21 protein-coding genes are annotated in these 26,082 nt (G+C 72.4%); 3 read left to right on the top strand and 18 right to left on the bottom strand.

Annotated features, from left to right (window positions below):
- Positions 1–42 precede the first annotated feature (42 nt).
- The 8 genes from ACIQMX_RS30165 to rimP all read right to left on the bottom strand — a co-directional run bounded on the left by ACIQMX_RS30165 (position 43) and on the right by rimP (position 11,383).
- Positions 43–4,077 (bottom strand): trypsin-like peptidase domain-containing protein, encoded by a 4,035-nt coding sequence (locus ACIQMX_RS30165; protein WP_402482765.1) that lies wholly within the window; start codon positions 4,075–4,077, stop codon positions 43–45.
- A gap of 197 nt (positions 4,078–4,274) precedes the next feature.
- The gene (gene truB / locus ACIQMX_RS30160; protein WP_363071796.1) at positions 4,275–5,171 is read right to left on the bottom strand and encodes a tRNA pseudouridine(55) synthase TruB; all 897 of its coding nucleotides are present in this window, start codon (positions 5,169–5,171) and stop codon (positions 4,275–4,277) included.
- Entirely contained in the window at positions 5,168–5,617 is a 450-nt protein-coding gene (gene rbfA / locus ACIQMX_RS30155) for a 30S ribosome-binding factor RbfA (protein ID WP_326739191.1), read from the bottom strand. Before rbfA ends, truB begins: the two co-directional genes overlap by 4 nt.
- Before the next feature lie 79 nt (positions 5,618–5,696).
- On the bottom strand, positions 5,697–5,993 hold the full coding sequence (locus ACIQMX_RS30150; RefSeq protein WP_363071799.1) for a DUF503 domain-containing protein: 297 nt from the start codon (positions 5,991–5,993) through the stop codon (positions 5,697–5,699).
- Between the two features lie 137 nt (positions 5,994–6,130).
- Entirely contained in the window at positions 6,131–9,256 is a 3,126-nt protein-coding gene (infB, locus tag ACIQMX_RS30145) for a translation initiation factor IF-2 (RefSeq protein ID WP_363071801.1), read from the bottom strand.
- A 148-nt stretch (positions 9,257–9,404) separates the two neighbouring features.
- Positions 9,405–9,683, bottom strand: a complete 279-nt coding sequence (locus tag ACIQMX_RS30140; RefSeq protein ID WP_359542541.1) for a YlxR family protein — start codon at positions 9,681–9,683, stop codon at positions 9,405–9,407.
- A gap of 159 nt (positions 9,684–9,842) precedes the next feature.
- Complete coding sequence (gene nusA / locus ACIQMX_RS30135; protein WP_363071805.1) at positions 9,843–10,883, bottom strand: transcription termination factor NusA; 1,041 nt, start codon at positions 10,881–10,883, stop codon at positions 9,843–9,845.
- A gap of 2 nt (positions 10,884–10,885) precedes the next feature.
- On the bottom strand, positions 10,886–11,383 hold the full coding sequence (rimP, locus tag ACIQMX_RS30130; RefSeq protein ID WP_363071807.1) for a ribosome maturation factor RimP: 498 nt from the start codon (positions 11,381–11,383) through the stop codon (positions 10,886–10,888).
- Between the two features lie 178 nt (positions 11,384–11,561).
- Between rimP and ACIQMX_RS30125 the strand changes: the two genes are divergently transcribed.
- The 3 genes from ACIQMX_RS30125 to ACIQMX_RS30115 are packed head-to-tail and all read left to right on the top strand — an operon-like array spanning position 11,562 to position 13,569.
- Positions 11,562–12,101 (top strand): hypothetical protein, encoded by a 540-nt coding sequence (locus ACIQMX_RS30125; protein WP_363071809.1) that lies wholly within the window; start codon positions 11,562–11,564, stop codon positions 12,099–12,101.
- A complete protein-coding gene (locus ACIQMX_RS30120; protein ID WP_363071811.1) occupies positions 12,098–12,607 on the top strand; it encodes a ferritin-like domain-containing protein in 510 nt (169 codons plus the stop codon). Before ACIQMX_RS30125 ends, ACIQMX_RS30120 begins: the two co-directional genes overlap by 4 nt.
- A gap of 29 nt (positions 12,608–12,636) precedes the next feature.
- Entirely contained in the window at positions 12,637–13,569 is a 933-nt protein-coding gene (locus ACIQMX_RS30115; protein WP_402482758.1) for an aminoglycoside phosphotransferase family protein, read from the top strand.
- Positions 13,570–13,800: 231 nt separating this feature from the next.
- On the opposite strand, the gene ACIQMX_RS30110 is transcribed toward ACIQMX_RS30115, so the two are convergent.
- From ACIQMX_RS30110 to ACIQMX_RS30065, 10 genes are all read right to left on the bottom strand, one after another.
- Positions 13,801–15,501, bottom strand: a complete 1,701-nt coding sequence (locus ACIQMX_RS30110) for a proline--tRNA ligase (RefSeq protein ID WP_363071815.1) — start codon at positions 15,499–15,501, stop codon at positions 13,801–13,803.
- 73 nt (positions 15,502–15,574) lie between these two features.
- On the bottom strand, positions 15,575–16,150 hold the full coding sequence (locus ACIQMX_RS30105) for a GNAT family N-acetyltransferase (protein WP_363071817.1): 576 nt from the start codon (positions 16,148–16,150) through the stop codon (positions 15,575–15,577).
- A 52-nt stretch (positions 16,151–16,202) separates the two neighbouring features.
- Complete coding sequence (locus ACIQMX_RS30100) at positions 16,203–17,045, bottom strand: GNAT family N-acetyltransferase (RefSeq protein WP_402482820.1); 843 nt, start codon at positions 17,043–17,045, stop codon at positions 16,203–16,205.
- 171 nt (positions 17,046–17,216) lie between these two features.
- On the bottom strand, positions 17,217–18,371 hold the full coding sequence (ispG, locus tag ACIQMX_RS30095; protein ID WP_219571918.1) for a flavodoxin-dependent (E)-4-hydroxy-3-methylbut-2-enyl-diphosphate synthase: 1,155 nt from the start codon (positions 18,369–18,371) through the stop codon (positions 17,217–17,219).
- 184 nt (positions 18,372–18,555) lie between these two features.
- The gene (locus tag ACIQMX_RS30090; RefSeq protein WP_402482753.1) at positions 18,556–19,866 is read right to left on the bottom strand and encodes a M50 family metallopeptidase; all 1,311 of its coding nucleotides are present in this window, start codon (positions 19,864–19,866) and stop codon (positions 18,556–18,558) included.
- Positions 19,863–21,116: a 1-deoxy-D-xylulose-5-phosphate reductoisomerase gene (gene dxr, locus ACIQMX_RS30085; RefSeq protein ID WP_402482750.1), complete on the bottom strand. Its 1,254-nt coding sequence runs from the start codon at positions 21,114–21,116 to the stop codon at positions 19,863–19,865. The genes ACIQMX_RS30090 and dxr overlap by 4 nt, the downstream gene beginning before the upstream one ends.
- A gap of 81 nt (positions 21,117–21,197) precedes the next feature.
- The gene (locus tag ACIQMX_RS30080) at positions 21,198–21,965 is read right to left on the bottom strand and encodes a hypothetical protein (RefSeq protein ID WP_402482747.1); all 768 of its coding nucleotides are present in this window, start codon (positions 21,963–21,965) and stop codon (positions 21,198–21,200) included.
- Positions 21,966–22,071: 106 nt separating this feature from the next.
- A complete protein-coding gene (locus tag ACIQMX_RS30075; protein WP_402482744.1) occupies positions 22,072–22,566 on the bottom strand; it encodes a nucleotidyltransferase domain-containing protein in 495 nt (164 codons plus the stop codon).
- Positions 22,567–22,626: 60 nt separating this feature from the next.
- The gene (gene aroA, locus ACIQMX_RS30070) at positions 22,627–23,874 is read right to left on the bottom strand and encodes a 3-phosphoshikimate 1-carboxyvinyltransferase (RefSeq protein ID WP_402482741.1); all 1,248 of its coding nucleotides are present in this window, start codon (positions 23,872–23,874) and stop codon (positions 22,627–22,629) included.
- A gap of 84 nt (positions 23,875–23,958) precedes the next feature.
- The gene (locus ACIQMX_RS30065; protein WP_363071824.1) at positions 23,959–25,920 is read right to left on the bottom strand and encodes an acyl-CoA dehydrogenase family protein; all 1,962 of its coding nucleotides are present in this window, start codon (positions 25,918–25,920) and stop codon (positions 23,959–23,961) included.
- Positions 25,921–26,082: the final 162 nt, after the last annotated feature.

Here is a 26,082-nt window from a genome sequence, read left to right as displayed (position 1 = left end):
CTGACCGCTCCTCGCCCGAACCTGTGTACGTGGGTTTGTCTCTTACGCAGGTCTAAGACTGCCATGCTCACGCCCTGCGGCCTGCATCGGCATGGTCATCGGGGCTCCCGGGGCGTCCCCGAACCCCTCCACCGTGTGCCGTGCGCTGGGGCCGATGGCCGCCGCCCACTCCTGCGGGGCGTCGGCCAGCCACGTGACGACCAGGGCGCCGAACCCGGGCACGTCCCGGGCGAGCGCGACCAGCAGCCGGTCGAACAGGCGGGCCCCCTCCGGGGTACGGAGCAGCAGCATCCCGGTGCGGTGCACCAGGGCCCGGGTGCGGACCGGCGGGCGCCCGGCGCAGCCGGTCGCGGCGGCCCGCAGCAGGGCCTCCAGCACGATCGGGTCCCGGCGGCCGCCGCCCTGCTCGAAGTCCAGGAGCACTTCCAGCAGGGTCTCCCGCAACGGCTGGGAGGCGGGGCTGCCGGGCGAGGCCAGGACCCCGGCGAGCGCGCCCCGGACCGGCGGGGACGCCGGACGGTCCCGGAGCAGCCCGGTCAGCAGGGGAAGGAGCAGCGCCCGGGCGGCGGGTCCGTGCTCCAGCCTGCGGTCGAGGTACGCGGCGGTGTGCGTGGTGTCCCCGGGGTGGCTGTCGACGTAGGCGCGGACCAGTCCGGCGGTGTGCAGCGCCAGCGCGGGGGCGTCGATCCCGGCGAGCGCGCGGAGCACCTGGCCCGCGCCGTCCCCGGGCTGTACGAGCCGCTCCCGGTACGCGGCCAGCACCGGCTCGGGATGGGTGGGCAGCGCGACGGCGAGCGCGGCGGCGGACACTTTCGGCCCGTCCGCGGCGAAGGCCCGGAGCGCCTGCGGCAGATAGCGGTCCCGGGTCTGCGGATCGGCCACGAGCAGGGCGAGCACGGGGCCGTGCAGATCGGTGTCGGCCGGGCGGGCCAGCAGCGCGAGCGCGGACCGGCGCAGCAGGGCGCGGTCCGTGTCCTCGGTCAGCTGCGGGGCGACGAGCGCTCCGTACGAAGCCGCGGCGATCCGGCGGGCCCGGCGGTCGTCGTCGCGCGACCACCGTTCGACGGCCCGGCAGAGCGCCGCCGGTTCGTCCTCGGCCAGCGCGGCGAGCAGTTCGTCGGCGCGGGGGTGGCCGGACGCGACGAGCGCGTCGGCCAGGTCGTCCACGGCCAGGTCCCGGCGGGCGTGGAGGAGCGCTTGCGCGGCCGCCGCGACGGTGGGCCGCGGCACGACGTCCGGCCCGGCCGCGAGCGGGCGCTCGTCGGTGAACCAGGCACACAGGAGCGGCTGGAGCGTACGCGGATGGGCGGCGAGCCGACGTGCCACGGCGTCCAGGAACCGCTCGCCGTCGCCGTCGGTCTCCGTTTCGGCGCGCGGTGGCCCGTCGGCGGGAACGAGACGCCGGAACAGATCCGTCCGGTCCGCCTCGGGCAGCCGGAGCCGCCGCCAGAACCACGGCCCGAACTCGGCGTACACCCCCCGTGCACCGCAGCCGCCTCCATCGACGGAACTGCGGACGATACGTCCGGCGAGCAGCCGGAGCACCCCGAGGTGCGGCCGGGCGTCGGGGACCCGCAGCAGCGTCTCGGCCAGCAGGTGCCCGGCCCACCAGCGCGCGTCGTGGAAGGGCACACCGGTGTCGCCTCCCACGGCATGGCCGGGCTCGGCAACACGGCCGGGCTCGGCAACACGGCCGGGCTCGGCGGCACGGCCGGGATGCGGCGACCGGTCGGTCCCCGTGGCGCGTCCGGCCGCGGCCGATCGGTCGGTGTCCGCGGCTCGTCCGGCCTCCGCCGCTCGACCGACCCGCGCGCTCCGTCCGGCCTCCGACGGCCCCCCAGGACCCGCCGCTCGCCCGGCACCCGCGGCCTGTCCGGCCTCCGCCGCTCCCCCGGCACCTGCGCCCTCCCCGTCCCCCGCCGCTCGCCCTGCCCCCGCGGCCTGTCCGGTCTCCCCCGCCGCCCGCCCTGCCCCCGCGGCCTGTCCGGTCTCCCCCGCCGCCCGCCCTGCCCCCGCGGCCTGTCCGGTCTCCCCCGCCGGCAGCCGGTCCAGCGCCTCGATCAGGTCGGCCAGCCGGTGGGCCAGTGCGGCCGGGCCCTGGCGGCGGCCCAGGAGGAGGAGTGCCTGGATCACCGGGCCGATCCGGTGGCGCGGCACGGGAAGGGTGTGGGGCCGCTCCGGCGCGGGCGCCTGAGGTGCGGCCGGCCCGCCCGGCCGGCGCGGATGCGGTACCCGGTCCCCGGCCTCCCCCGTCGCCGCGCCGGCTTCCGCGTCCGCATGCCACCGGTGCACCAGCGCCCGCAGCGCCGCGTCCAGGTCCAGATGCGCCCCCTGGACCCAGTCGCCCAGCTCCTCGTGGGCGAACCGGTAGCCCGCTCCCGCCGGGACCAGCAGGCCCTCCGTCAGCACCGCCGACGCCCAGCCCGTGCGCCACGGGAAGACCTCCTCGAACGCGGCCCGGTCCAGCTCCCCCTGCCCGGGCCCCAAGCAGCGCCGGGCCGCCTCGTGGACCTGGCCCGCCACCCTTGCCGCCAGCCGCCGCACCGCCGAGCCGTGCGGCGCGGGACGCCATTGGGCGGCGATCCGGACCGCGATGCGCAGGCACATGAGGTCCAGATGGGCGCCGAAGACCTCTTCGGTGCCGGGGCGCCCGGGGGCGTCGGCCGGCAGGGCCTGGCGTACTTCCGCGAGCAGCCGCAACGTGAGCGGATGGCGGTCGTGGCCGACGGCGAGCGCGTCGGGCGGAAGGCCGTACCGCTCCCTGGCCCGTTCGGCCTGGCCCACGGTCAGGTCACCGATGCGGACCGCCGAGGGCAGCCGCCTGGCGGGGCGGGCCGGGCGGTGCAGCGCGTCCGGCGGACAGAGCGCTCCCGCGGTCTCCCAGTGCTCGGGCCGGCAGGCGACGACCAGACGCGCCCCGTGCGCGCGCAGCCAGTCGACCGTGCCCGTCGTCCACCGGGCCAGCCGGTGGGCCAGGACGGGCGGCATCTCCTCGGGGCCGTCCAGCAGGACGAGCAGCGGGCTGCCCGCGTCCGCGGCCAGCCCGGCCACCCGCTCCGGGGTGGCGGCCGCCATGTCGCCCATGGCTCCGGCTGCGGTGACGATGCGCCCGGCCTGCCGGAGCGTGCGGGCGATCGCGTCGGCCACGGAGGTGTCGTCGGCCAGCAGATCGGCGCCGCGCAACCACAGCGTGGGCGCGGGCACCGGGCCCCGGGTCCGCCGGGCGGCGAGCGCGGCGAGTTCCGTGGTGCGGCCGGTGCCCGGCGCCCCGACCAGGCCGAGGACCACCGGGGCCCCCGCTCCGGCCCCGTCGCGGCCCGCCGCCGCGAAGTCGTCGAACTCCGCGAGGGCGTCGGGCCGTTCCACCGGGTCGGGCCAGGCGCACGGGCCGCCCGCGGAGCCGACCGACATGGCGGTGAGCTGGAGCGCCCCGGCCACGTTCAGATCGGTTCCGTATCCCGGTACCTCCGTCGCGTTGCGCCGCAGCAGCGCGCCCAGCGGGCCGTCCCGGTCCGGGCCGGCCAGCGGCACCGCGCAGCCGGCGGCTGCGTGCCCGGTGCGCAGGGCGGTGCCCAGGACCGCGAGGACAGCACCGCTGTCCGGGTCGAACACGGGCCCGCCCACGGCCGCGCCGCGGAGCCGGAGCGCATCGCTGCCGTCCGTACCGAGGGCCAGCTCCAGGGTCCGGCCGATCGTGTGGGTACGGCCGCCCGCGGTGTAGGCCGCCTCGGTCGCGCCCAGGACGCGTGCCTCGCGCAGGCCGTGCGCGGCGATCGTCACGTACGCGCCGGCGTCGATCCGCTCCCGCGGGGCGATCGGCAGGGGCGGCACGCCGAGCACGTCCGGTCCGCCGGTGGGCAGGAGCGCGAGGTCCAGTTCCGGCAGTGCGGTGATGTCCTGGGCCTCGACCCGGCAGCTGCGGCCGTCCGCGCCGTGCAGCTGGAGGTACGGGAGGCCGTCGACCGCCTCGTGACTCGTCACCACCGTGCCGCGGCCGTCCGCGACGAAGCCCGTCCCCCGCGGCCGGCCCGCCGGATCGCACAGTTGTACCAGCGTCGCCCGGTCCCCGCATCCCATGATCCGACGGTAGGGCGACGTGATCGGCACGCGGAGCAATCAAGGTGAAAGCGCCCCGTTTGCACCCCCGATTCACTCCGAGCGCCTGCCCGTTGGGGTGAATCAGAGGCGTTCGCCGGACAGAATCCGGTGGGGGTTGTGGAGCGGGCACAGGGGCCCTGCCCGCTCCACCACAGGGCCACGACGGGCCCCGGTTGTCAGGCGAAGACGGCGAGGCTCTTGGCCTTGCCCTTCTCCTCCTCGACGAGGACCAGGAACGTCCCGTCGGGTCCGAAGACCGCGACCGGACCCGGCGGATACGCGGGCATGTCGAGCCGTACGCCGTTGAGCAGCAGCTTGGCCCGCCGCTCATCGACGTCCCAGCGGGGGAACGCCGAGTCGGCGGCCTTGGCCACCGGCATCACGACGAGCTCCTCCTGGTGCTGGTCGAGCGTCCGCGCGGCGTCGAGGCCGTACGGGCCGACCCGGGTGCGCCGCAGAGCGGTCAGATGCCCGCCCACGCCGAGCCCGGCGCCGAGGTCGCGGGCGATGGCCCGGATGTACGTACCGGAGGAGCAGACCACCGAGACGACCAGGTCGACCACCGGGGTCCCGTCCTCGGCGACCGCCTCGCGTACGTCGTAGACGTGGAAGGACGAGATGGTCACCGGACGGGCCGGGATCTCGAACTCCTCGCCGCCGCGCACCCGCGCGTAGGACCGCTTGCCGTCGATCTTGATGGCGCTGACCTTGGACGGCACCTGCATGATGGCGCCGGTCAGGGCCGCGACCCCGGCGTCGATGCCCGCGCGTGAGACGCCGGAGGCGTCGGTGGACGAGGTGATCTCGCCCTCCGCGTCGTCCGTGACGGTGTCCTGGCCGAGCCGGATCGTACCGAGGTACTCCTTCTCGGTCAGCGCGAGATGGCCCAGGAGCTTGGTGGCCTTCTCGACGCCGAGCACGAGCACGCCGGTCGCCATCGGGTCCAGCGTGCCGGCGTGGCCGACCCGGCGGGTCCGGGCGATACCGCGCATCTTGGCGACGACGTCGTGCGAAGTGAAGCCGGACGGCTTGTCGACGATGACCAGGCCGTCCGGCGTTTTGTTCTGCGTCATGCGGAAGGTGAGTCCTCGTCCTCGTCCTCCGGCTTGCGGTACGGGTCCGCGTCGCCCGCGTACGTGGCGCCCGAGGACGCCTCGCGCACCTTGGCGTCGGAGGCCCGGGCGCGGTCGAGGAGGTCCTCGATCGCCTTGGCGTTCTCCGGCAGCGCGTCCGCCACGAAGGAGAGGGTGGGGGTGAACTTCGTCCCCGCCGCCGAGCCGACCGCGGAGCGCAGGATGCCCTTGGCGCTCTCCAGGCCCGCCGCGGCGCTCGCCCGCTCCTCGTCGTCGCCGTAGACCGTGTAGAAGACCGTGGCCTCCCGCAGGTCACCGGTGACGCGGGTGTCCGTGATGGTCACGTGTGTACCCAGACGGGGGTCCTTGATCCCACGCTGCAGTTTCTCGGCGACCACCTCCTGGATGAGGTCCGCCAGCTTCTTAGCCCGCGCGTTGTCGGCCACTGGTCCGTCTCCTTCTCACTTTGGACCCGGCCGGGACGGGGGCGGCGTCGCCCGCCCCACGATTCCCGGTCGGTCCTGCTCAATCGTCTTCGTCGCTGTGCAGCCGCCGTCGTACGGACAGCAGCTCCACTTCCGGCCGGCCGGCGACCATACGCTCGCACCGGTCGAGCACGTCTGTGAGGTGTCCGGTGTCCCCGGAGACCACGGCGAGGCCGATCTCGGCCCTGCGATGGAGGTCCTGACCGCCCGTCTCCGCCACGCTCACCGCGTACTTGCGCTGGAGCTCGGCAACGATCGGACGGACTATGGAGCGCTTCTCCTTCAGCGACCGTACGTCGCCGAGAAGCAGATCGAAGGACAGTGTCCCCACATACATGTATGTCCGGATGTCCCGCCGGTTCGGGTTCGCGCCCCGCCGTTGATTGGCAGGGACACAAGAACCGTACACGGAACGGCCGGGGCCGATCGACGGAAATACGTCCCGTCGACCGGCCCCGACTGTTGAGGTACGGGTCAGCCTCGCGGCTTCTCGCGCATCTCGTACGTCGCGATGACGTCGTCGATCTTGATGTCGTTGAAGTTTCCGAGGTTGATACCGCCCTCGAAGCCTTCGCGGATCTCGGTGACGTCGTCCTTGAAGCGGCGCAGACCGGAGATGTTGAGGTTCTCCGCGATGACCTTGCCATCGCGCAGCAGGCGCGCCTTGGTGTTGCGCTTGACCTCGCCGGACCGGACCAGCACACCGGCGATGTTGCCCAGCTTGGACGAGCGGAAGATCTCGCGGATCTCCGCCGTACCGAGCTCGACCTCTTCGTACTCCGGCTTGAGCATGCCCTTGAGGGCCGCTTCGATCTCTTCGATCGCCTGGTAGATGACCGAGTAGTACCGGACGTCCACACCTTCGCGGTCGGCCATCTGCGCGGCACGCCCTGCGGCGCGCACGTTGAAGCCGATCACGATGGCGTCGGAGCCGGTCGCCAGGTCGATGTCCGACTCGGTGACCGCACCCACACCGCGGTGCAGGACCCGGATGTCGACCTCTTCACCGACGTCGAGCTGGAGCAGCGAGGACTCGAGAGCCTCCACCGAACCGGACGCGTCGCCCTTGATGATGAGGTTGAGCTCCTGGACCAGACCGGCCTTGAGCGCCTCGTCCAGGTTCTCCAGGGAGAACCGGACACCCTTGCGGGCGAAGTTGGCGTTGCGCTCACGAGCGGCACGCTTCTCGGCGATCTGACGGGCCGTACGGTCCTCGTCGACCACCAGGAAGTTGTCGCCGGCACCCGGGACGTTGGTGAGACCCAGCACGAGGACGGGGGTCGAGGGACCCGCTTCCTCGACGTTCTCGCCCTTGTCGTCGAGCATCGCGCGGACTCGGCCGTACGCGTCGCCGACCACCATCGTGTCGCCGACCCGCAGCGTGCCTCGCTGGACCAGGACGGTCGCGACGGCACCGCGGCCGCGGTCGAGGTGGGACTCGATCGCAATACCCTGCGCGTCCTGCTCCGGGTTGGCCCGCAGGTCGAGCGAGGCGTCGGCGGTGAGGACGACGGCCTCCAGGAGAGCCTCGATGTTGAGGCCCTGCTTGGCGGAGATGTCGACGAACATCGTGTCGCCGCCGTACTCCTCGGCCACCAGACCGAACTCGGTGAGCTGACCGCGCACCTTGGTCGGGTCGGCGCCCTCGACGTCGATCTTGTTGACCGCGACCACGATCGGCACGTCGGCCGCCTTGGCGTGGTTCAGCGCCTCGATCGTCTGGGGCATCACACCGTCGTTCGCCGCCACCACGAGGATCGCGATGTCGGTGGACTTCGCACCACGTGCACGCATGGCGGTGAACGCCTCGTGACCCGGGGTGTCGATGAAGGTGATGCGGCGGTCCTCGCCGTTGACCTCGGCGCCGACCTGGTACGCACCGATGTGCTGCGTGATGCCGCCGGCCTCGCCCGCGATGACGTTCGTCTTGCGGATGGCGTCCAGCAGCCGGGTCTTACCGTGGTCGACGTGACCCATGACGGTCACGACCGGCGGACGGGAGACCAGGGCCTCTTCGCCGCCCTCGTCCTCGCCGAACTCGATGTCGAAGGACTCGAGCAGCTCGCGGTCCTCCTCCTCGGGGCTGACGATCTCGAGGACGAAGTTCATCTCGTCCGCGAGGAGCTTCAGCGTCTCGTCGGAGACGGACTGCGTGGCAGTGACCATCTCGCCGAGGTTCATCATCACGCCGACGAGCGACGCCGGGTTGGCGTTGATCTTCTCGGCGAAATCGGTGAGGGAGGCACCGCGCGACAGCCGGACGGCCTGTCCGTTGCCGCGAGGCAGCATGACGCCGCCCACCGACGGGGCCTGCATGGCCTCGTACTCCTGGCGCCTCTGCCGCTTCGACTTGCGACCACGACGCGCGGGACCGCCGGGGCGGCCGAAGGCGCCCTGTGTGCCACCACGGCCACCGGGGCCGCCGGGACGTCCACCGAAGCCGGGACGACCGCCGAAGCCGCCGCCACCACCGGGACGGCCTGCGCCGCCACCGCCACCGCCGCCACCGGGACGACCGGCGAAACCGCCGCCGCCGCCACCGGGACCGGCCGGACGGCCTGCGAAGCCGCCGCCACCGGGACGGCCTGCGCCGCCGCCGCCGGGACGACCGCCGCCGCCACCGGGACCACGGCCACCGCCGGGGCCACCACCGGGACGCGGGCCGGCAGCGGGACGCTGCGGCATCATGCCCGGGTTCGGACGGTTACCGCCGGCGCCGGGGGCGCCGCCGGGACGAGGAGCCTGCGGGCGCGGCATGCCGCCCGGAGTCGGACGTGCGCCGCCCTGACCCTGACCCTGCGGACGCGGGGCGCCACCGGGGCCGCCCTGCGGACGCGGGGCGCCGGGACGCTCCGAGCCGCCACCGGGGCGCGGGGCGCCGCCGGGACGGGGCGACTGCGGACGGGCCATGCCCGTCGAGCCACCGGAGGTGAAGGGGTTGTTGCCCGGACGGGGACCGGCCGGACGGGCGCCGCCGGGGCGCGGGGCGCCCTGGCCCGCGGGGCGTGCGGGACGCTCGGCGCCACGCTCTCCGCCGCGGCCGCCGTCACGCTGGCCACCGTCGCGCTGACCGCCGGCCGGAGCCGGACGGGAAGCGGCGGGACGGGGACCCGGGGTGGCACCCGCGGGACGCGGGGCCTGCTGCTGCGGTGCTGCCGGCTGCGCCGGAGCCGGAGCCGAGAACTCGGCCGCGGGCACCGGGGTGACCGGGGCGGCCTTCGGCGCGGGCTTGGGACCCGGACGCGGGCCCGCCGACGGCGCGGAGGGCGCAGCGGGGGTGGTGCTCGCCGGAGCCTCGGCAGCGGCCGGCTTGGGAGCCGGTGCGCCGGGCTTCGGGGCAGCGGGACGTGCCGCGGCGGCCGGGGAGGGCGCTGCGGGCTTCACAGGGGCGGCCTTACGGGGCGCGCCAGGCTTTGCAGCGGACTTGCCGGCGTTGCCGCCGGGCCCCTGCAGTGCGTCAGTCAACTTGCGTACAACCGGCGCCTCGATCGTCGAGGACGCCGAACGTACGAATTCACCGAGTTCTTGGAGCTTGGCCATGACGACCTTGCTCTCAACCCCGAACTCCTTGGCGAGTTCGTATACCCGGACCTTAGCCACTTCGCTCCTTTTAGGTCCGGGTTACCGCCGGACCGTCGCTACTTCATGGGCGTACTCATCGCGTACTCATCGAGTGCTCATCGCAATCTCGACCTACTTCCAACTCGCGAGGTACCTGACCGCACGGGGACCCGTGCCGTTCAATTTCTTACGGTGTCACCCGCTCGACGAACCGCTGCACCGCAGCGGGGTCGAACGGCCCCTTGGCCTTGAAGGCCCGAGGGAAGGCCCGGCGGCGAACCGCCAGGTCCAGACAGACGGAGGCGGGGTGTACGTATGCACCCCGGCCGGGCAGCGTACCGCGAGGATCAGGAACGCATGCGTCCCCGTCCACCACGATGCGCAGCAGCTCGCTCTTGGCCGCTCGCTCCCGGCATCCCACACAGGTTCGCTCGGGGCAAGCGCGGGCGTGCGTCCGGCCAGACACGTTTAAGTCTACCTCCCCGCATCGACCTCACCCCTTTGGGGCAAAAATCGAACGGATGTTGTCGTGATCTCAGCGGCGCGCCGACGAGATCTATTCCTTGTCGTCCTGTCGGGCCCGGTGCGGACGCGGTCCGTCCGGGCCCTCGGGACCGTCGTCGGGTCAGCGCCGCTCGGAGCGCTCCCGGGCCCGTTCGGCCCGCTCACGGTCCGCGACGTCGCGCTCGGCGTCGGTCTCGGTGTCCGGGCGGATGTCGATGCGCCAGCCCGTCAGACGTGCTGCCAGACGGGCGTTCTGCCCTTCCTTGCCGATCGCCAGCGACAGCTGGTAGTCGGGCACGGTGACCCGGGCGGAGCGCGCGCCGAGGTCAACGACCTCGACCTCGCTCACCCGTGCGGGGGACAGCGCGTTGGCGACCATCTCGGCCGGGTCGTCCGACCAGTCCACGATGTCGATCTTCTCGCCGTGCAGCTCGGCCATGACATTGCGCACACGGCCGCCCATCGGGCCGATGCAGGCGCCCTTGGCGTTCAGACCCGAGCGGGTGGAGCGGACGGCGATCTTGGAACGGTGGCCGGCCTCGCGGGCGATCGCGCAGATCTCGACGGAACCGTCGGCGATCTCCGGGACCTCCAGCGCGAAGAGCTTCTTCACCAGGTTGGGGTGGGTCCGCGACAGGGTCACGGACGGACCGCGGACACCCTTGGCGACGCGGACGACGTAGGTACGCAGCCGCAGGCCGTGGGTGTACTCCTCGCCCGGCACCTGCTCCTGCACCGGCAGGATGGCTTCCAGCTTGCCGATGTCGACCAGGACGTTCTTCGGGTCCTTGCCCTGCTGGACGACGCCGGTGACGACATCCCCCTCGTGACCCGCGTACTCGCCGAACGTCCGGTCGTCCTCGGCGTCGCGCAGACGCTGCAGGATGACCTGCTTGGCGGTGGTCGCGGCGATCCGGCCGAAGCCCGACGGGGTGTCGTCGAACTCCTTGGGCTCCTGGCCCTCCTCGAGGTCGGCCGGGTCCTCCTTGGCCCACACGGTCACGTGGCCGCGCTCGTCCAGCTCCACACGTGCCCTGCGGTGGCTGCCGTCCGTACGGTGGTACGCGATGAGGAGGGCCGACTCGATCGCCTCGACGAGCACGCCGAACGGGATCTCCTTGTCCTGCGCCAAGCCCTTCAGAAGCTTCACATCGATGTCCACGGCTACGCCTCCTCTTCCTTCTTGTCCTTGCGGTTGAATTCCAGCTCCACGCGCGCCTTGGCGATCTCGGCGAAGGCGATCCGGCGGGACGTGGGCTTGCGGCCCTTGACGCCCGGCACCTCGAGATCGAGGCCCTCTTCGTCGACCGCGAGGATGCGGGCCACGAACTCTTCGCCCTCGACCGGCGTCAGCCGGGCCAGGCGGCCCGTGGCACGTACGTAGTGGCGGTGCTCCGTCAGCGGGCGGTCGGCGCCGGGAGAGCTGACCTCCAGGACGTACTCGTCCTCGCCCATCACGTCGGTCTCGTCGAGCTCGGCGGAGATCGCGCGGCTCAGATCCGCACAGGCGTCGAGCTCCACGCCCTCCTCGGAGTCCACGATGATCCGCAGCACCCGGCGACGGCCGGCCCGGGACACTTCGATCTCTTCCAGATCCAGCTGCTCGGCGCTGACGAGCGGTTCGACCAGCCCGCGCAGCCTCTCGCTCTGGGTGGTGCTCATCCGGGTGACTCCTCGGCCGCGTGTGCTGTTGTGGGGATCGTCGCGTGTCTGGTCAAAGGGTATCCGGTCCCAAGGGGTGTTGCTGTCCGCCTGCCCCCGGGGCGCGGGTACGCTCGCCAACGCGTGATCACTTCCGGACAGATCCAGTCAAGACAGGTCCAGGCCCGAAGGAGAACAAGTGCGGCGCACGGGGACGACGCGCAGGGGCGCGCTGACCGCGACGGGAGCGATCGCCATGGGGGCGGTGCTGGCCGGATGCGGCAGCGGCGGGGACGACGAGAGCGCCGGACGCAAGGGTTCCGCACGGGCCGGCGCACGGACCGCGGCCGACCGCTCGTCGGCGGAGCGGGCGGAGACCTCCCTGCGGGCCCAGGCCCGCAGCGTGAGCGCCTCGCTGTTCGCCCAGTACGAGACCGTCGTGCGGACCCATCCGGCGACCGCGGCCGGACTCACTCCGCTGCGGGACGCCGTCCGCGCCCACCTCACGGCCCTCGGCCCCGGCGACTCGCTCGGCCTCGTCCGGACCCGGCCCGGCACCGGTGACGCCCGGGCGGCGGTCCGGGAGCTGGCCGCCGCGGAACGCCGGGCCTCGGTCTCGCACACCCAGGCGCTGATGAAGGCCCCGCCGGAACTGGCCCGGCTGCTCGCGTCGGTCGCGGCGGCGGCCTCGGCCCACGCCCATCTGCTGACCGAACTGGCCAAGGAGACGAAGGCATGAGCGAGGACGGGACGCTGGAGGCCGCGCAGGCGGCGCTGGCCGCCGAGCACGCGGCCGTGTACGGGTACGGGGTGGCCGGCGGCCGGGTCGCCGCGGACCGCCGCTCCGAGGCCACCGCCGCGCACCACGCCCACCGGGCGCGGCGCGACGCGCTGGTGCGCACGGTGCGCGACCTGGGCGGTGAGCCGGTGGCCGCGGGTCCCGCGTACGCTCTTCCGTTCGCGGTCCCGGACGCCGCCTCGGCGGTGCGCCTGGCCGCCGTGCTGGAGGACCGGGTGGCGGATGTCTACTCCGACCTCGTACGGGCCTCGGAGGGGCCGTTGCGCCGCTCGGCGGCGGACGCGCTGCGGGAGGCCGCGGTGCGCGCGGTCCGCTGGCGCGGCAGCGGCGTACCCTTTCCCGGGCTCGCCGAGCGGGCCGCGGACGGGTCCCGTACCGACGAGACGACCGGGGCCCGCGCGAAGGCCGGGTCCGACGCGCAGGCCACAACCGGCTCGACGCACTGAAGCAGGCTCTGAAAGGGAACACGGCACGTATGGGTTTTGAACCGCCGCAGCGTCTGGTGCGAGCGCTCGGCGAGTCGTACGGGGATACGGCCGCCGGGGACTGGCTCGCGGAGCTACCCGGGCTGACCGAGCGGGCGCTGGCCGCGGCCGGGCGGGAGCTGACCGTCGAACGGGTCGCCGCCCCGGGCGGGCGCAGCAGCCTGGTCCTGCTGGTACGGGACGCCGACGGCGAACCGGCCGCGCTGAAGCTCGCCCCCGCCGGGGCGGCCCCGGAGCTGGAGAGAGCGGCGCTGGCGCACTGGAACGGCTGGGGCGCGGTCACGCTGATCGCTGCCCCCGACGGGGCGGCTCCGCCGGAGACCACGGGTGGCGCGCTGCTGCTGGAACGGCTGCATCCCGAGGTGTCGCTGCGCTCGCTCCCGGAGGCGAAGGCGCTCCTGGAGGCGGCCGGCACCGTGCGGCGGCTCTGGGTCGAACCGCCACCGGAGCACGCCTTCGAGACGGTCGCGGGGCGGACGGGGCTCCGGATCGACGCGATGCGGGCCTCCGCGGCGGACGATCCCGCACTGGAGCCCCTGGTCTCGGCGGCCCTGGCCGCACGCGAGGAACTGGTCGCCCACTCCCCCGAGACCCTGTTGCTGCACGGCAACTTCCGGCAGAGCAAGGTGCTCTCGGGTGAACGCGCGCCCTGGCTGACGGTCGGCCCCGAGCCGGTGGTGGGCGAGCGGGCCTACGATCTGGCGCGGCTGGTGCGGGACCGGGTCGAGGACCTGATCGCCTCGCCCGGCGGTGCGATGACCGCCCGGCGCAGGATCAAGAAGCTCGCGGACGCCCTGGACGTGGACCGGGAGCGGCTGCACGGCTGGACGCTGTTCCGTGCGGTGGAGTCGGGCACCCGGGCGCTGGCGGCCGGGCGCCGCCAGGAGGGCGAAGTGACGCTGGAGTTCGCGGGCTGGCTGTAGCGGCTGTCCGGCGGATCACGGCCGGGGCCACGACGCCCGGCAACGGCGCCTCGCGGCACTGCCGGACCGACCGGATGGCTCCGCTGCCGGAACCGTCCGGCCTCTTACGACGCACCGCACCGGACGCCGCGCCCTGTCCTGGTCCGCCGGACAGCCCCGGGACCCCGCGCATGGCGAAGGGCCCCGGCACGGAGATCCGTGCCGGGGCCCTTCGCCATGCGGGCGGAGCGGTCAGCCCTGCTCGGTGAGGCGGGCGATCGCCTCGTCGACCGTGAGCTCCTCGCGCTCGCCGGTGCGGCGGTCCTTCAGTTCCAGGACGCCCTCGGCCGAGCGGCGGCCGGCGACCAGGATCTTCGGGACGCCGATGAGCTCGGAGTCGGTGAACTTGACGCCGGGCGAGATGCCCGGACGGTCGTCGACCAGGACGCGCAGGCCGGCGGCGTTCAGCTTCTCGGAGACGTCCAGGGCGAGCTCCGTCTGGAGCGCCTTGCCCGCGGCGACGACGTGCACATCGGCCGGGGCGATCTCGCGGGGCCAGCACAGGCCCTTGTCGTCGGCGGTCTGCTCGGCGAGTGCGGCCACCGCGCGGGAGACACCGATGCCGTACGAGCCCATCGTGACGCGGACGGGCTTGCCCTGCTGGCCGAGCACGTCGAGGGAGAAGATGTCGGCGTACTTGCGGCCGAGCTGGAAGATGTGGCCGATCTCGATGGCACGGTCCACCTGGAGACCGGCGCCGCACTTGGGGCAGGGGTCGCCCGCCTCGACGACGACGACATCGAGGTAGTCGGTGACCTCGAAGTCACGGCCGGCGACGACGTTCTTCGCGTGCTTGCCCTCCTTGTTGGCACCCGTGATCCACGCGGTACCGGCGGCGACGCGGGGGTCGGCGATGTAGCGGACCTTCTCCAGACCCTGCGGGCCGACGTAGCCGCGGACCAGGTCGGGGCGGCCCACGAAGTCCTCGGCGGTGACGAGCTCGACGACGGCCGGGGTGAGGTGCTCGCCGAGCTTGCCGAGGTCGACCTCGCGGTCACCGGGCACGCCCACGGCCACGATCTCGCCGTCGACCTTGACCAGCAGGTTCTTCAGGGTGGCGGAGGCCGGGACGCCGAGGTGGGCGGCGAGGGACTCGATGGTCGGGGTGTCGGGGGTGTCCAGCTCCTCGACGGGGCCGGTCGCCGAGCCGTCGACGGAGGTGGCGTTGAACGTCACGGCCTCGGTGTTGGCGGCGTAGTCGCAGTTCGGGCAGTCGACGAAGGTGTCCTCACCGGCGGGCGCGGGGGCCAGGAACTCCTCGGAGGCGGAGCCGCCCATGGCGCCGGAGACCGCGGAGACGATGCGGTGGTCGAGGCCGAGCCGCTCGAAGATCCGGATGTAGGCGCCGCGGTGCAGCTGGTACGCCTCGGCGAGACCCTCGTCGGTGGTGTCGAAGGAGTACGAGTCCTTCATCTGGAACTCGCGGCCGCGGAGCACACCGGCGCGGGGGCGCGCCTCGTCGCGGTACTTGGTCTGGATCTGGTACAGGATCACGGGCAGGTCCTTGTAGGACGAGCACATGTCCTTGACGACCTGGGTGAAGACCTCTTCGTGCGTCGGGCCGAGGAGGTAGTCGGCGCCCTTGCGGTCCTGGAGCCGGAACAGCAGGTCGCCGTACTCGTCGTACCGGCCGCTCGCCTCGTACGCCTCCTTGGGCAGGAGCGCGGGGAGCAGGACCTCCTGGCCGCCGATGGCGTCCATCTCCTCGCGGACGACGCGGGTGATGTTCTCCAGGACCTTCTTGCCGAGCGGCAGCCAGGACCAGATGCCGGCCGCGGTGCGGCGTACGTATCCGGCGCGGACGAGGAGCTTGTGGTTGAGCGTCTCGGCGTCCGCCGGGTCGTCGCGCAGTGTCTTGATCATCAATCGGGACATGCGCTGGACCTGGGCCATGATGAACTCCTGCTCGGAAGGGTGATGTGCAGGAGGTTAGCCGGGCGGCACCGGCGGGCGGAAATCGATTGCGTCAGGGATGCCCGGTGCGGAGCAGCGGAAGGGGCGCTCCCATGACCGCGTACGGCATGGGAGCACTGGGGAAATGCACCTGCCGGGCGAGGTCCCGGTAGCCGAGCGAACGGTACAGACCGCGCGCCGGGCTCTCCGTGTCGATGGCGGAGAGGATCGATCGGGGCTGGTCGACGGCGTCCGTGATGGTGGTGATGAGGCCGCGGCCGACGCCGCGGTTCTGGAACTCCGGGTGGACGTGGAGTTCGGTGATCACGAAGGAGTCGTCGAGCCAGCCCACCGAGCCGGTGGCCCGCAGATGGGGCTCGACGACGGTGGACCACCAGTGGCCGCGTTCGTTGGGCATGCCGTAGACGAACCCGACGAGGCCGCCGTCCGGGGTCAGGGCGCCGAGCGCGCGGGCGCAGGGATGGTCGAGGTGCCGGAGGACGATGTGGCGGCGCACTTCGATCTCTTCGGGGCCGAGTCCGAAGGCGACGGCCTGCACGGCGAGCGCCTCGTCCACGCGTGCGGCGAGATCGATCGGTCCGATCCGGACGCTGGGTGTGTGGGGGCCGCCCCCGGAAGCTGCTGCCATGAACCGACCCTACTGTCCATGGCGGGGTGCGGGGTACGGGCCGGCGGCGGGATCAGAACAGCACGCTCATGAACGCGCCGGTCTCACGGAAGCCGATGCGCCGGTACGCCTTGCGCGCGGGGGTGTTGTAGTCGTTCACGTACAGGCTGACGATCGGTGCGACGTCGGCCAGCGCGTACCGCAGGACGGCCGCCATGCCGGACTCGGAGTGGCCCAGGCCGCGGTACTCGGGGGCGACCCAGACTCCCTGGATCTGGCAGGCCTGTGCGGTGGTGGCGCCGATCTCCGCCTTGAAGACGACCTTGCCGTCGTCGATCCGGGCGAAGGAGCGGCCGGCGCCGATGAGCTCGGCGACGCGGGCCTGGTAGAGGAGTCCGCCGTCGCCGGCGAGCGGGGAGATGCCGACCTCTTCGGTGAACATGGCGACGCAGGCCGGCATGAGGACGTCCATCTCGTCCTTGCGGACGCGGCGGACCAGGGGGTCGGGGGCCACGTCGGCGGACGGGCTCTCGGTGACCATGAGCGGCTGGTTGGCCCGGACCTCGCGGGCGGGGCCCCAGCCCGGTTCGAGGAGCCGCCACAACAGTGCGGTGGGCTCGGACGGTCCCACGATCGAGGAGCAGCGCCGGCCGGCCCTGCGGGCGCGGTCGGCGAAGGCGCGGACGGCCTCGGGGGTGGCGCAGATGGGGACGAGGTTGGCTCCCGAGTAGCAGAGCGACCGCAGGTGGCCGTCGGCGTACCAGCCCCACATCTCGCCGCCCAGGCGCCAGGGGTCGAGGCCGGCGATCTGGACCCGGGAGGTCACGAAGGCGTTGGCTACGGGTTCGCTCTCCAGCACCGCGAGGGCGGCGCCGAGGTCGCTGGGTTCGAGGACCCGGGTGGTGGTCTGCGTCAACACGAGGGGGCCTCACCATGCGGTCTGCTGATTTCCGCACTGTACCCAAAGAGGCTGTGGCACGCCGCTCGTGGCCGTGAACAACCGCTGCGATCCCCGGTGACCTCGCTCACGGGCAGCGCCCCGCGCGGAGGGTTCCTCCGGCGGGGCGCTGTCGTGGAAGGCATGGGATCAGCTGATGGAGACCTCGGGCTCGCCGGAGGCGATGCCGTCCTTCTCCATCTGCTCGGCGATCTTGAGGGCTTCCTCGATGAGGGTCTCGACGATCTTCGACTCGGGCACGGTCTTGATGATCTCGCCCTTGACGAAGATCTGTCCCTTGCCGTTGCCCGAGGCGACGCCCAGGTCGGCCTCGCGGGCCTCGCCGGGGCCGTTGACGACACAGCCCATCACGGCGACGCGCAGCGGGACCTCCATGCCCTCGAGACCCGCGCTCACCTGGTCGGCCAGCTTGTACACGTCGACCTGCGCACGGCCGCACGACGGGCAGGACACGATCTCCAGCCGCCGCTGCTTCAGGTTCAGCGACTCCAGGATCTGGAGCCCGACCTTGACCTCCTCGGCCGGCGGTGCCGACAGCGAGACGCGGATCGTGTCGCCGATGCCCTCGCTCAGCAGGGCGCCGAAGGCGACGGCCGACTTGATGGTGCCCTGGAACGCCGGGCCGGCCTCGGTCACGCCGAGGTGCAGCGGGTAGTCGCACTGGGCGGCGAGCTGCCGGTAGGCGTTGACCATCACGACGGGGTCGTTGTGCTTGACGGAGATCTTGATGTCCCGGAAGCCGTGCTCCTCGAAGAGGGAGGCCTCCCACAGCGCCGACTCCACCAGCGCCTCGGGCGTCGCCTTGCCGTACTTCTTCAGCAGTCGCGCGTCCAGCGAACCGGCGTTCACGCCGATCCGGATCGGCGTGCCGGCGTCGTTCGCCGCCCGCGCGATCTCCTTGACCTTGTCGTCGAACTGCTTGATGTTCCCCGGGTTCACCCGCACCGCGGCGCAGCCGGCGTCGATCGCGGCGAACACGTACTTCGGCTGGAAGTGGATGTCGGCGATCACCGGGATCTGCGACTTCGAGGCGATCGTCGCCAGCGCGTCCGCGTCGTCCTGCGTCGGGCACGCCACGCGCACGATCTGGCAGCCCGAGGCCGTCAGCTCCGCGATCTGCTGGAGGGTCGCACCGATGTCCGACGTACGCGTCGTCGTCATCGACTGCACCGAGACCGGCGCGTCCCCACCGACCGCCACCGACCCGACCTGGATCTTGCGGCTGACCCGCCGTACGGCGAGCTGGGTCGGAACGGTGGGCATTCCGAGAGAAATCGCAGTCATGCGCTGAGCATCCCCAAGGTGTGGATCGAGGTCCCGAAGTCGGCGGGCTCCGGCCTTCGAGGTTACGGCACCGAGCACGGCGTGAAGCACACCGCGTCCGGGAACCCGGGCAAAATATGGGGTCCCGGACGCACCGTGCGCATCCGTCGTCACTCGGGGTACAGGCGTCCCCGGGACGGCCCGGTCAGGAGATCTTGACGGGGTTGACGACGTCGGCGACCAGGACGAGCAGGGTGAAGCAGATGAACACCCCGGCGACCACGTAGGCGACCGGCATCAGCTTGGCCACGTCGAACGGGCCGGGGTCGGGGCGCTTGAAGAGCCGCGCGGCGTTCCGTCGCAGGGCCTCCCACAGCGCTCCGGCGATGTGGCCGCCGTCGAGCGGCAGCAGCGGCAGCATGTTGAAGAGGAACAGCGAGAGGTTGAAGCCGGACAGCAGGAACAGCATCATCGCGATCTGGTTCTGCGCCGGCACGTCCAGGTTCATCACCTCGCCGCCGATCCTGGCCGCGCCGACGACGCCCACCGGGGAGTCGTCCGCGCGCTCGCCGTCCGAGAAGGCCGCGTCCCACAGGGCCGGGATCTTGGACGGCAGGGCGATGATCGAGTCCACGCCGTTCTCGATCATGTCGCCCATGCGGACGACGGAGTCGCCGAAGGAGAGCGGGACGATCTCGCTCTGGGCCGCGAAGCCGAGGTAGCCGGCGGAGACGTACTTCCCCGGGATCACCTCGCCGTCGGAGTCCTTCTTCAGCACGGCGTTCTTCTTGAGCACCGCGTGGAGCGTCTTCTCCTGCCCGTCGCGCCGGACCGTGATGGTGGCGGGGCCGATCGTGTCGCGGATCTTGTCGGAGAGGACGGACCACTCGTCGATCTTCTGGCCGTTGAACGCGACGATCTTGTCGCCCACCTTCAGGCCGGCGGCCTGCGCGGGCGAGACCGGGTCGGACTTCTCGCAGGTCTCCCGCTTCTCGCTCTGGGAGATCACGCACTTCTGGACGCCCGCGACCTCGGTCGTCTGGGTCTGGAAGCCGAAGGTCATGGCCACGCCGAGGAAGATCGCCACGGCCAGGATCAGGTTCATGAAGGGGCCGGCGAACATGACGATGACGCGCTTCCACGGCTTGCGCGTGTAGAAGAGGCGCTTCTCGTCGCCTTCCTCGAGTTCCTCGAAGGCGGCGGACCTGGCGTCCTCGATCATGCCGCGCCACGGCGAGGTGGAGCGGGCCTCCAGCCTCCCGTCCGGGCCCGGCGGGAACATCCCGATCATGCGGATGTAGCCGCCGGCCGGGATGGCCTTGATCCCGTACTCCGTGTCGCCCTTCTTCCGCGACCAGACGGTCGGGCCGAAGCCGACCATGTACTGGGGGACGCGGATGCCGAAGAGCTTCGCGGTCGACAGGTGGCCCAGCTCGTGCCAGGCGATGGAGAACAGCAGGCCGACGGCGAAGACGGCGATGCCGAGAATCGTCAGCAGGATCGTCGTCATACTCATGCGCGCGCCTCCGCGGTGGCCTTGGCCGAGAGTTCCCGGGCCCGGGTCCGCGCCCAGGCTTCCGCTTCAAGGACGTCCGCGACCGTGAGGGAAGTTCCCGTCGCGGGCGTTCCGTGTTCTTCCACCACCGCGGTGACCGTGTCCATGATGCCGTTGAACGCCAGCCGGCCGTCCAGGAACGCGTCCACGCACTCCTCGTTCGCCGCGTTGAACACCGCCGGGGCGGTGCCGCCGAGCGTGCCGACGTGCCGTGCGAGTCCGACGGACGGGAAGGCCTCCGTGTCGAGCGGGAAGAACTCCCACGTGGAGGCCTTCGTCCAGTCGAAGGCGGGCGCCGCGTCGGGGACGCGCTGCGGCCAGCCGAGGCCGATGGCGATCGGTCCGCGCATGTCGGGCGGGGTGGCCTGGGCGAGGGTGGAGCCGTCGGTGAACTCGACCATGGAGTGCACGTACGACTGGGGGTGGACCACGACCTCGATCCGGTCGAAGGGGATGTCGTAGAGGAGGTGCGCCTCGATGACCTCCAGCCCCTTGTTGACCAGGGTGGCCGAATTGACCGTGATGACGGGGCCCATGGCCCAGGTCGGGTGGTTGAGTGCCTGCTCGCGTGTGACGCCGGCGAGCTCGCTCCTGGTCCGTCCCCGGAACGGGCCTCCGGACGCGGTGACGACGAGCTTGCGGACATCGGCGCGCTTGCCGGCCGCGAGCGCCTGGAAGAGCGCGGCGTGCTCGGAGTCGACCGGGATGATCTGGCCGGGCGCGGCGAGCGCCTTGACGAGGGGGCCGCCGACGATCAGCGACTCCTTGTTGGCGAGCGCCAGCGTGCGGCCCGCCTTCAGCGCGGCCAGCGTGGGGGCGAGCCCGATCGAGCCGGTGATCCCGTTCAGCACGGTGTGGCAGTCGCTGCCGGCCAGCTGTGTGGCGGCGTCGGGTCCGGCCAGGATCTCGGGAGGCTGTTCCCCTGTTCCGTACTCCTTGCGCAGCGCCTCACGCAGCGCCGGTACCGCGTCGGGAGAGGCGACGGCGACCGTGCGCACCCTCAGCCGGCGCGCCTGCTCGGCGAGGAGGGCGACCCGGCCGCCCGCCGCGGAGAGCGCGGTGACGCGGAAGCGGTCGGGGTTGCGCAGCACCAGGTCGATGGCCTGGGTACCGATGGAACCGGTGGAGCCGAGGATGACGAGATCCCGGCGGCCTTCCACGGCATCGAAGACGAGGTGCGGGTCGGCGAGGGGGGCGGGGCTGTCGCTCATGCCCCCCATTGTCACCGCACCGGCTGTGTGCACGGACAGCGCGCCCCTCGCGCCGCGTGACGGCTGCTCGCTCACGAGCCCTCAGCCCTTCGCCGCGCGGAACTTGGCCCACTGGGCGGCCATCACCTCGGGCGGCACTCCGCCGATGTCCTCGGTGGAGGTGATCTCCGCCCGGAAGGAGAGGGTCGTGGAGCCGGAGCGGACGACGGTGAGGTACTCGTACAGCTTCTGCTGCCCCTTCACATCGAGGATGGTGAAGCGGTACGCCTTCGCCTCGTCGGCCTCGGCCGCGAAGGCGGGTGCCTGGGCGGGCTCGGCCTTCAGGTACTTCGCGGCCGCGACGGCCCGCTGCTCGGTGAAGCCGCCGGCGCAGTCACGGCCGGCCTTGTCGAGGGCCTTCATGACGGTGGCGGCGCCGCCCTTCGCGTAGCTGCGCAGGGTGACGTCGACGGTGACGCCGAGCATCTCGTCCGGGACGTCGACCTTGCGCTGGACCTGGGCGGCCGGGTCCGGGTCGCTGACCTCGCCGGAGAGGCTGACCAGCGGCTGGCAGCCGTCGGGGACGGCGGTGTACGCGTCGCCGAGCGGGCCGTCGAGGACGTACTCGGACGCCGTGTACGTGCCGACCTTCTCGCCGTCGGTGAAGGACGCGGCCTTCAGGCGTGCCTCGTCGGGTGCCGCGGGCGCGGAGGACCCGGCCGACGCCTTGCCGTCCTTCTTCGCACCGGCGGAGCCGGCCGGGCCGTCGTCGTCACTGCCGCAGGCGGACATGCCCAGCGCCATGGCGGCCACCATTCCCACGGCCGCCAGCCGGCGCCGTCGGCCCCGCAGGTTCCTCACCCCGTACATGCCTGCTCCCATTTCCTGGTCCCCGTTTTCCTGGTGCTTCGTCGTGTGCGCGGGCCGGTGCCCGATCGTGCCGCGTCCCGTCGGCCGTGGCCACCGGCCGGCCGGCTCAGAAATGTGTCGCCACACCGAACTTCCTGCGGAGCAGGTCCATATCGTGCAGGTCGGCTTCTCCGGGCTCGTACCCCTGATGGAACTCGGCCTGCTGCCCGGCCGAGATGCAGCGCACCCGCGTCCCCCCGATGGTGCCGGTGACGAAGCACTGGGCCGGGTAGTGGAAAGGCTCCTGCGGATCGAGCGAGGACTGGGTCGCCGACCCGTCGGGGGCGAACCGCAGAGGATGCAGGTCGATTTCCGGCCCGGCCGGGTGGCTGAGGACGAACCGTACGGGGCGCCAGTCGAGCGTCTGCACGTATCCGGCCGACGTCAGGGCGGCGACGAGAGCGGGTTCCTGCTCGTGGCGGTGCAGCAGATCGAGATCCTTGTGGCCGCGGGTCTCCTCGCCGAGCAGCGCATCGACGCCCCAGCCGCCCGCGATCACCACATCCGCACCGGCCTCGCGCGCCAGGGAGAGGACGGACAGTACATCGGAGGCGGACATCATGCCGCGCAGCCTAGCGGCCCCGCACCGGCTCGTGCCCGGAGGCCGTCGCGGCCCGGAACCCTATCCGCTGACGAGGTCCGCGAACCCGGCGAAGACCTCGTGGAAGCGGGGGAACGTCTTGCGTACGCAGCCGGGGTCGTCGTACGTGATGCCGGGCGTCCGCAGAGCGTTGACGGCGAAGGACATGACGATGCGGTGGTCGCCGTGCGTCGTGATCTCCGTGGGACGCGGGGTGCCCGGCAGGATCTCGATCCAGTCCGGACCGGTCGTGACCGTGATGCCCATGCTCCGCAGGTTCCCGGCGCACGCCTCCAGCCGGTCGCACTCCTTGACCCGGGTGTTGCCGACGTCCTCGATGCGGACCGGGCCCGAGGCGAAGGGGGCGATCGCGGCCAGCGTCGGCATGGTGTCGGAGATGTCGCGCATGTTGACGGTGAGGCCTTGGAGCCGGCCGGCGGAGCGGACGGTCGTGGCGTCGGACGTCATGTGCACCTCGGCGCCCATGCGGCGCAGCACGTCGACGAACCGCAGATCCCCCTGGAGGGCGCCCTGCCCGAGGCCGGGGACAGTGACCTCGCCGCCGGTGAGCGCCGCCGCCGCGAAGAAGTAACTGGCGGTGGAGGCGTCGGGCTCGATGGCGTACGTGGTGGCCCGGTAGCCGCCGGGCGGCACCGTGAAGACGGTGTCGCCGGGGCCGCCGCGGGCGACCTCGACGCCGAAGCTCCGCATCATCGCGAGGGTGATCTCGATGTACGGCGCCGAGACCAGATCGGTGACGGTGATCGTGAGCCCTTCGGCCGTCAGTGGTCCGAGCATCAGCAGTGCGGTCAGGTACTGGCTGGACTGCCCGGCGTCCAGGGTCAGTTCGCCGCCCTTGATGCCGGCGGCCTCGATGCGCAGCGGGTGGTGGCCCTCGGCGGCCTCGTGACGGAGGTCGACGCCGAGGGTGCGCAGCGCCTCGGTGAGCGGGGCGAGGGGGCGGCGGCGCATCTGGGCGGAGGCGTCGAACCGGTAGCTGCCGCGGGTGCCGGCCGCCGCGAGGGTCGGCAGGAACCGGGCGGTGGTCGCGCCGTCCCGGCAGTAGACGTCGGCGTCGGTGGCGGCGGGCCCGGACGGGCGGCCCGTGATGCGCCACTCCTCCGCGCCCCGCTCCACGGCGTAGCCGAGGGCGGTGAGTCCTTCCGCGAAGCCTTCGGTGTCGTCCGAGCTCAGCGGGCGTACGAGGGTGCTGGTGCCGTTCGCGGCGGCGGCCAGGAAGAGGGCGCGCGCGGTGACGGACTTGGAACCGGGGACATGGATGACGGTCACAGGCGCCCATCCTGCCGTGTCGGGCGCGCGGCGGCGGGGCACGTCCAGCGCGTGGACGTGCCCCGCCGTTCCGGCTTCACGGGCTCAGCGGATCGGCCGGTGCACGTTCTCCCGGTCCGAGGGGCCCGGGGTGGCGTCGGCGATCCAGGGGCCTTCGCCGCTCGGGTCGACGATGCCCTCCTCCAGCCAGGTGTACGTACCCGCGAGGACTCCGTCGACGACCTTGCGGTCGAGGTCGTCGGTGTTGGACCAGAGCCGGGTGAAGAGCTCCTCGATCCTGATGCGGGACTGGCGGCAGAAGGTGTCGGCGAGCTGGTACGCCTCGCGGCCGTGGTCGTTCTCGGCGCGCAGGTGTTCGGCGCGGACGCAGGCGGCGCTCATGGCGAAGAGCTCCGCGCCGATGTCGACGATCCTGCCGAGGAAGCCCTGCTTGGTCTCCATCCGGCCCTGCCAGCGGGACATGGCGTAGAAGGTGGAGCGGGCCAGTTTGCGCGAGGCCCGTTCGACGTAGCGCAGGTGCCCGGACAGATCGGCGTGGCCGGCGGGGTGGAAGTCCCCGTAGGTGCGCGGGAGCTGGCCCGGTCCGGCGACGAGCTTCGGGAGCCACTTCGCGTAGAACCCGGCGGCGTTCGCGCCCGCGCGGGCCTTGGCGGAGAGCGGCTTGTCGGGGTCGATGATGTCGCCCGCGACCTTGAGGTGGGCGTCGACCGCCTCGCGGGCGATGAGCAGGTGCATGATCTCCGTCGAGCCCTCGAAGATCCGGTTGATCCTCATGTCCCGGAGCATCTGCTCGGCGGGGACGGCCCGTTCGCCGCGGGCGGCGAGGGAGTCCGCCGTCTCGAAGCCCCGGCCGCCGCGGATCTGGACCAGCTCGTCGGCCATGAGGCAGCCCATCTCGGAGCCGTAGAGCTTGGCGAGGGCCGCCTCGATCCGGATGTCGTTGCGGTCCTCGTCCGCCATCTGTGAGGAGAGGTCGACCACGGCTTCGAGGGCGAAGGTGGTCGCCGCGATGAAGGAGATCTTGACGCCCACGGCCTCGTGCCGTGCCACGGGCCTGCCCCACTGCTCACGGACGGCCGACCATTCGCGGGCGATCTTCAGGCACCACTTCCCGGAGCCGACGCACATCGCGGGCAGGGAGAGCCGGCCCGTGTTGAGGGTGGTGAGGGCGATCTTGAGCCCGGCCCCCTCGGGACCGATGCGGTTCGCCGCGGGGACACGCACCTGGTGGAAGCGGGTGACGCCGTTCTCCAGACCGCGCAGTCCCATGAAGGCGTTGCGGTGTTCCACGGTGATGCCGGGGGCGTCGGCCTCGACCACGAAGGCGGTGATGCCGCCCTTGCTCCCCTCCGACTTCGGTACGCGCGCCATGACGACCAGCAGGTCCGCGACGACCCCGTTGGTGGTCCACAGCTTCACCCCGTCGAGGACGTAGTCGTCCCCGTCCCGGACGGCCGTGGTCGCGAGCCTCGCCGGGTCGGAGCCCACGTCCGGTTCGGTGAGGAGGAACGCCGAGATGTCGGTACGGGCCAGCCGGGGCAGGAAGGTGTCCTTCTGCTCCTGGCTGCCGAAGATCTTGAGGGGCTGCGGCACGCCGATGGACTGGTGGGCCGAGAGCAGGGCGCCGATCGCGGGGCTGGCGGAGCCGGCCAGGGCGAGTGCCTTGTTGTAGTAGACCTGCGTCAGTCCGAGGCCGCCGTACTTCACGTCGATCTTCATGCCCAGCGCGCCGAGTTCCTTGAGGCCGTTCACGACCTCGTCGGGGATCCTCGCCTCGCGCTCGATCAGGGCCCCGTCGACCCGGGTCTCGCAGAAGTCGCGCAGCCGGGCGAGGAACTCCTCGCCGCGCCGCACGTCCTCGGCGGCGGGCGTCGGGTGCGGATGGATCAGATCGAGCCGGAAACGGCCCAGGAAGAGTTCCTTGGCGAAACTCGGTTTGCGCCAGTCCTGCTCGCGCGCTTCCTCGGCCACCTGCCGCGCTTCGCGTTCGGTGACCTTGGGCGTGTGCGGTTGTGCGGACGGACGTTGTGCGGATGGTGCGGACATGAGGAGCTCACCTCGCCGCTTCGTCGGGTGGGGGTCGTCCCGGCAGGTCCGCTGCGGCCGGGGTCCGGTCCGCCCTTGCGTACCTATCGGTTCTACTCGTCCGTATGTACCCGATTCCTGCCACTGTCACCAGCCTTCGGGCGCCGATCGGGTCGGTCACCA

Source organism: Streptomyces sp. NPDC091416, from assembly GCF_044756845.1.
Taxonomy (GTDB): domain Bacteria; phylum Actinomycetota; class Actinomycetes; order Streptomycetales; family Streptomycetaceae; genus Streptomyces.
This window is presented reverse-complemented; position numbering and strand designations above follow the sequence as displayed.